Annotated in this window: 8 protein-coding genes; all 8 read right to left on the bottom strand. The window is 31.6% G+C overall.

Going from position 1 to position 6,468, the window contains the following annotated elements:
* Window positions 1-85: 85 nt before the first annotated feature.
* Window positions 86-676 (bottom strand): SipW-dependent-type signal peptide-containing protein, encoded by a 591-nt coding sequence (locus ACI313_RS05850; protein ID WP_439755529.1) that lies wholly within the window; start codon window positions 674-676, stop codon window positions 86-88.
* 45 nt (window positions 677-721) lie between these two features.
* Window positions 722-1,267 (bottom strand): signal peptidase I, encoded by a 546-nt coding sequence (locus ACI313_RS05845; protein ID WP_439755528.1) that lies wholly within the window; start codon window positions 1,265-1,267, stop codon window positions 722-724.
* A gap of 158 nt (window positions 1,268-1,425) precedes the next feature.
* Window positions 1,426-1,974 (bottom strand): YfcE family phosphodiesterase, encoded by a 549-nt coding sequence (locus ACI313_RS05840; protein ID WP_439755527.1) that lies wholly within the window; start codon window positions 1,972-1,974, stop codon window positions 1,426-1,428.
* Entirely contained in the window at window positions 1,971-2,702 is a 732-nt protein-coding gene (locus tag ACI313_RS05835; RefSeq protein WP_439755526.1) for a protein phosphatase 2C domain-containing protein, read from the bottom strand. Before ACI313_RS05835 ends, ACI313_RS05840 begins: the two co-directional genes overlap by 4 nt.
* Before the next feature lie 17 nt (window positions 2,703-2,719).
* Window positions 2,720-5,122 (bottom strand): heavy metal translocating P-type ATPase, encoded by a 2,403-nt coding sequence (locus ACI313_RS05830; RefSeq protein WP_439755525.1) that lies wholly within the window; start codon window positions 5,120-5,122, stop codon window positions 2,720-2,722.
* Complete coding sequence (locus ACI313_RS05825; RefSeq protein ID WP_320607669.1) at window positions 5,122-5,400, bottom strand: metal-sensing transcriptional repressor; 279 nt, start codon at window positions 5,398-5,400, stop codon at window positions 5,122-5,124. Before ACI313_RS05825 ends, ACI313_RS05830 begins: the two co-directional genes overlap by 1 nt.
* Window positions 5,401-5,546: 146 nt before the next feature.
* Window positions 5,547-6,029 carry a hypothetical protein gene (locus ACI313_RS05820; RefSeq protein WP_320607670.1) on the bottom strand — a complete coding sequence of 161 codons (483 nt, stop codon included), beginning with the start codon at window positions 6,027-6,029 and terminating at the stop codon, window positions 5,547-5,549.
* A partial coding sequence (locus ACI313_RS05815; RefSeq protein ID WP_439755524.1) for a DUF3990 domain-containing protein occupies window positions 6,026-6,468 on the bottom strand: 443 nt, incomplete at its 5' end. The genes ACI313_RS05820 and ACI313_RS05815, both read right to left, overlap by 4 nt.

Below are 6,468 nucleotides of genomic sequence, written 5' to 3'. Positions count from 1 at the left end.
TATATTTTCAAACTTTTTCATAAATTCTATTGATTTTTATATAGTTAGCTTTCTTTTATATATGTGTTTTAAATTTTAACTTATTTTATTGAAAATTTGCTGCTTTCCAAGCATCTGCTGCTGAAGTGAATCCATCAGCTTGTACAGCATAAGCAGTTACAGTAATATTAGCATCTTTAGCATCTTTGTAAGCTGCTGCATCTGCTGTTCCACTGATTTTGAAGTTTTCAAATACAACTACATTTTCACCTGCTTGATTTGTAGTAGCACGTGCATAAATATTTGTTGTACCATCTACTAATGTCCAACCATTCGCAGCCATTTGATCTGCAATAGTGTTTGAAGAATCTTCAATAGCTGAAATTCCGTTTTCAACTTTTACGAATAGCCAACAAGCTTCGCTTCCTGTTGTTACATGAACAATTGGATCTTTAGTATAAGTATGTCCTGGTAACAAATGATATTCATTTGCTTTGACACGTTCAGCTCCTGCAATTACTGTTCCATCAGTGTTTACATCTGCTTCATCTAATGTAATAGCTACATTACCAACTGTGAATGTGTTAGTTACTGTATCTTGGCTTGTTAAGTATGCAACAGTTCCTACGATTGTTACAGCTACAAGTGCAAAGGCACAGCATAGTGTTAATAAAACTTTTTTTGATTTTGCCTTCATCTTTTTTCCCTCTTTTCTTTGTGTGGCATTTTTTATGGGTAAACCTTATTTGGTTTTATCCCCTTTGGTTTTTTTCTTTGTTTCATCTTCATCGTCTTCTAGTAGATCTGGTAGGAAAATAAAGATAAAACAAATGGCTACAACAGCTATGGCAATATACATTCCAGGGGGATGTTGTATAAAGTTAGCTAAGAATCCTAACATTGGAATGGTAAATACGGGGCTTCCTACTATATTTTTATAGTGAACAAGTCCTCCATCCACGTTTTCATTGGCATCTCCTTTGGTTCTGAATCGCAATACGCTTGGATCTTCATCATCTGGCACGACTTCTACGATTCGATGGGTAGCCATGGTGTCTTCATCAATCATAAAAGTAATGACATCGCCTGGTTCTAATTCGGTGTAGTCAACATCTTTGACATAGATTAGACTTCCTACATGGTATGTTGGTTCCATTGATCCCGACAAAACCGATAAAGGAGTAAGTCCTATGAGTCTTACACCGGCTAGAAGAATTGCTAAGATGATTAAACATACAATCAGTATTGTGGAGAGTATATTCCATATTTTCAAAATACTTTTCTTCATTTTATATTTTATTTAAGTGTTTTCTCCTTTCTTTTATCCTTTAAAAAAAAGGATTGTACTAAAAATGTTTTGATACACTATAACTTTAGTACAATTTTAAAATGTTTTCAATATGGATGTTAAAAATGACAAAAACGTTGTATAAAAATGACAATACTTTATACTTGGTCACAATCAATTCTTTCAATAGTTTGTATTTTATTGTTCTCAATATTGATAACACAATAACTCGAAGGTTTTCGTGTCCAATCTTTATTGATTTCTCTAACTTTTAAAGGATTACATGAACCAGGATTTATCGAATATTTTCCATTTTCTTGTTCGTTTTTAAAGACATGGGTATGTCCTTGTAGTAAACAATCTGCTTTCCAGGCATTTAAATAAAGAAAATCATCTTCATATAAATGATGTCCATGACAAGCAATGAAATGAATTCCTTCATACGTAAATACCATTTCTTCAGGTGTTGCTTCATTTGTTGATTTGTATTCAATAATAATGTCTTTATAATTTTTTGGTTTAATGTGATAGTTAAAATCACAGTTTCCTAATACATACATAAAATCATTTGTATATTCTTCCATGTCACTTTTAGTAAACTGACTATCTCCTAAATAAATTTTAGGAGAGTTAGGATATTTTTTCTTTAAAAAATCAAAGACTTCTTTTCGTCCATGGGCATCACTAAATACAATTAATTGTTTCATAGTTTATATATCACTAATGTTAAGTCATCCGCATTATCTAATTTTGATAAAATGGATTCCACATTATTAGGATCCTTTCTTATTCTATGTACGATTTCTTTTTTATTCTTAAACTTAGTCAATCCATCACTCGCTAATACAAATAAATCTTTTTGTGTTAATCCATTATTAAATGAATCCATTTCAAGGTTATCTTTTATTTTCGCAGGTATCTCACAAATCGATTCTGTTACATAATCCGATCCATAATCATTTTTCTTTAATAAATTTACGGTATGAAATAAAGAAACCTTCATAATTTCTCCATCACCAATTCTTAAAATAAACAACTTATTTTCTTGTTTAAAATAAACCGCACCTAATAAAGTCGAGCCATAGGCAATTTCAATAGGAATCTTTTTATCAATATAGTTTTGTGCATATTCTCTAGTTCTTGCCCATTCATAAGACGAAACAATATTCTGATTATGAAATTCATCGACTTTTTCTAACCATAAAGGCTGAATTTCACTTTCTTTTTGTTTCAATTCATCTGGATTACTCGTACAATCTTGATAAACATCAATAAAAGAATCAACGGCAAGTCTTGCTCCAATGTCAGAACGAAAATGAAGATAATGACCATGTCCATCCGCAACAGCCATAATCACTTTATCATCTAATTCTAAATATCCACACGCATCTTGGTTTGAACCATGATAGCCTTGTTTTGTATATTGTGAAATCATATATTTATGATAACAGATTATTGAATTGAAATCACTTTATAATCCTTATCTTCTACTACTTTCTTTAATACCTCATTATTTACTTCATTTTCCATTGTCACAATAGCTTGTCCTGTTTTAAATGAAACTTCTACTTGAGTAACTCCTGTAACCGATTCAAGTGCTTTTTTTACACTGTTTTCACAATGAGGACACATCATTCCTCCAATTTTTAATGTTTTAATCATCGTTTTATTCTCCTTTTCAAATCCTACTTTTTTATAATTTAATCTTAAGGCATTACTTACTACACAAAAACTAGATACACTCATCATAGCTGCAGCAATCATTGGATTTAATCGTATACTAAATAAACCTGCTGCTAGTGGGATTCCTAATATATTGTAGAAAAATGCCCAAAATAAGTTTTCATATATATTTATTAGTGTATAACGAGACAATTGAATGGCAGTACATACGTCTAATAATTTAGATCGTACACAAATGACATCGGCAGCATCCATAGCTATATCAACACCTTGTCCCATGGCCATTCCAATATCAGCTTGGCTAAGCGATACAGCATCATTAATTCCATCTCCTACCATTAATACGTTTCCTTCTTTTTGAAGTTCTTGTACAATATTCGCTTTTTGATCTGGAAGTAATTGATAATATACTTTATCTATATTGACTTGTTTCGCTATGGCTTTGGCACATAATTCATTGTCTCCTGTCAACATCACAACTTTACATTTCATTTTATGAAGTTGTTCAATAGCTTCTAATGCATCTTCTTTAATTTCATCTTCGATTCCAATCACTCCAACACATTGTTCATCACAACACACTACCACCGGAGTCATTCCTAACTTTGAAATATCATTAAAATCATCAATGCGAATGAATTGTTGTATAAACGAAACACTACCAATTAATACGTTGTGATGATCAATGATTCCCTTAATGCCATTTCCTGTTAAAGATTCAAAATCAGATACTTCTAATAATTCCACTTGTTGTTCTTTACCCTTTTGAACAATGGCCTTGGCAAGAGGATGTTCACTTAATGCTTCTAAACTCGATGCATAGGATAACACTTGTTCGTTTGTGTAATTATTAAATGATTGAATCATACGAACAACTGGTTGTCCTTTCGTAATGGTTCCTGTTTTATCTAAGGCAATGATATTAGTTTTACCGGTTTGTTCTAAAGCAGTGGAATTTTTAAATAAAATATTATGTTTTGCCCCTACTCCATTTCCAACCATAATTGCCACGGGAGTTGCTAGTCCTAGTGAACATGGACAACTGATTACTAATACACTAATCGCTCTTTCTAAAGAATAGCCTACATCTTTTGTGTTCATCATCCATCCAATAAAGGTAATGATGGCAATGGTAATCACACAGGGTACAAAGATAGCCGATACTTTATCGGCAATACGTGCAATCGGTGCTTTGGAACTACTGGCTTCTTGTACCATTTGAATGATTTGACTTAAAGTTGTGTCTTCACCTACTTTAGTTGCTTGACATTGAATAAAACCAGCTTGATTGATTGTAGCCGCATAGACTTTATCGTCTTTTTGTTTATCAACGGGAATGCTTTCTCCAGTTAAAGAGGATTCATCAATACTACTGGTTCCTGATAAAACGATGCCATCCACGGGTACTTGATATCCTGGTTTTAAAATAAAGGTATCTCCGACTTGAATTTGTTCAATATCCACTTCAACTTCTTTATTATTGATTAGTTTTAAAGCAGTTTTGGGTTTTAAATTCATTAAAGCTTGAATTGCTGTCGTTGTCTTACCCTTAGATTTTTCTTCTAATAGTTTTCCTACACTAATAAGTACAAGAATCATAGCTGCACTTTCAAAATATAAATCATGAGACAATACCATAGCTTCTTGTATATCGACCAAAGGCATTTTTAATACTAAATAGGTACTATATATATAACTTGATAAAGATCCAAGGGATACCAATGTATCCATATTCATGGATTTATGAATTACTCCTTTAAAGCCATTAATAAAGAAACGTTGATGAATAATCATTACAATACTAGCCAACAACATTTCCACAATGGAACGTGAAATAGGGTTATGTAAGAAATAAGGTAAAGGCCAATTCCACATTTTGTGTCCCATCGATATATACATCAACAAGATTAAAACAACAATTGAACAAATCAATCGAATAGTCATAGAATGATCTTGTGTTTTTCTTTCTTTTTTTTGTCCCTGAACACTGGCTTGATATCCCGCTTTTTCTACTGCCTTAATGACTTCTTGAGACGATACCGTTCCTTCTACAACCATTGAATTTGTCAATAAAGAAACACTACAAGAAGTGACTCCATCCAAACTATTCACTGCCTTTTCCACGTGACTTTGACAAGCCGCACAGCTCATCCCTTTCACATCGTATTTCATTATTTTAGCCTCTTCATTAAAGCTATAACTTCATCCATATTGGTTTTATCATTCTTTACATCATCCACTACACAAGTTTCTAAGTGTTCTTGTAGAATAATGTATCCTAAATTTTCAAGTGCTGTTTCAATGGCCGATATTTGAATAAGTACATCTCCACAATAACGATTCTCATCAATCATTTTTTCGACTCCGTTTATTTGACCAGCAATGCGATGTAATCTATTTTTAAGATTCTTTACATCTCTTCTTGGTTCTTTTTTACATTTACATTCCATATGTTTACCTCCAAAACAATAATATACCCCATAAGGGTATAAAGTAAAGTAAAAAGCTTCAAAAAATGTAAAAAGGTGACTGATAGGGTGACTGATAAGGTAACAGAAAAGGTTACAGAAAAAGAGGATCGTTGAAATCCTCTTTTTTATTGATAATGGTCTTTTTCTTTTATAATTTGTTTTAAACGATAATTTTTATCTAAATAATTTTCATCTAAATGATTCATTTCTAATAAACTATGAATACACCATTCAGGGTCTTGGGTATGAAATGAATAATAAACATTATTCATTTGTTTATAGTGAAAGACACTCATGACAAAGTGCGTTGATTCTTCTCTAGTATAGGCAATGTATCTATACATATATCCAATCCAATATAAAGAAGCTCTCGAAAACTTTTCTGTTCCATAATTGCTTTGTCCAAATTGTTCCACAATACTATTGATTCCTTCATCTACATCCAATGACAAAGAAAAACTTTGATTTCTATCTAAAATTTCAAGTAAATCCGAATGAAGAAAACGTCTCATAAAAACAGCTGTCGAACAATTTAAATCATAAGACTTTTCAAATATTTTTCCTTGATAATCCGCAAGCAATAATCCATTATGATCAAATTCTTTCATTTTAGTATTTCCTCTATATATAAACCATTTCTAAATTCTCTTTTAGCTAATTTTAACTTTGTATCAATTTCATAGCTTCTTTCTTTCAATGTCTCTATACATTGATCTCGTTCTGGATTTGATAGATAATAACGTTCTACAGGTATCAAGTTACTTAATGCTTTTTCTGTTCGAAAAACATATTGACACCCTAACTTAGAAGCAGACAATGAGTGAAGCGCAACATCGGCATTAATTTCTCCATCTGTAAACTGAGACATAATGTAAAACATTTTATTGTCCGCAATGGGAGCAATAACAACATCACTTTCTTCTATTTCTTTAATAATTTTGCATATTCTGGAATTGTTTTCATATTCCTTTAATTGTCCTCGATAAAAACAAATAGCTAACATCCATTCCATATCACACTGAAATTTTTTAATTTTTAAATTATCTA

This window comes from Floccifex sp., from assembly GCF_051873495.1.
Classification (GTDB): domain Bacteria; phylum Bacillota_I; class Bacilli_A; order Erysipelotrichales; family Erysipelotrichaceae; genus Floccifex.
Note: the sequence above shows the minus strand (reverse complement) of the source record. Positions and strands in the feature narration are given on the sequence as shown.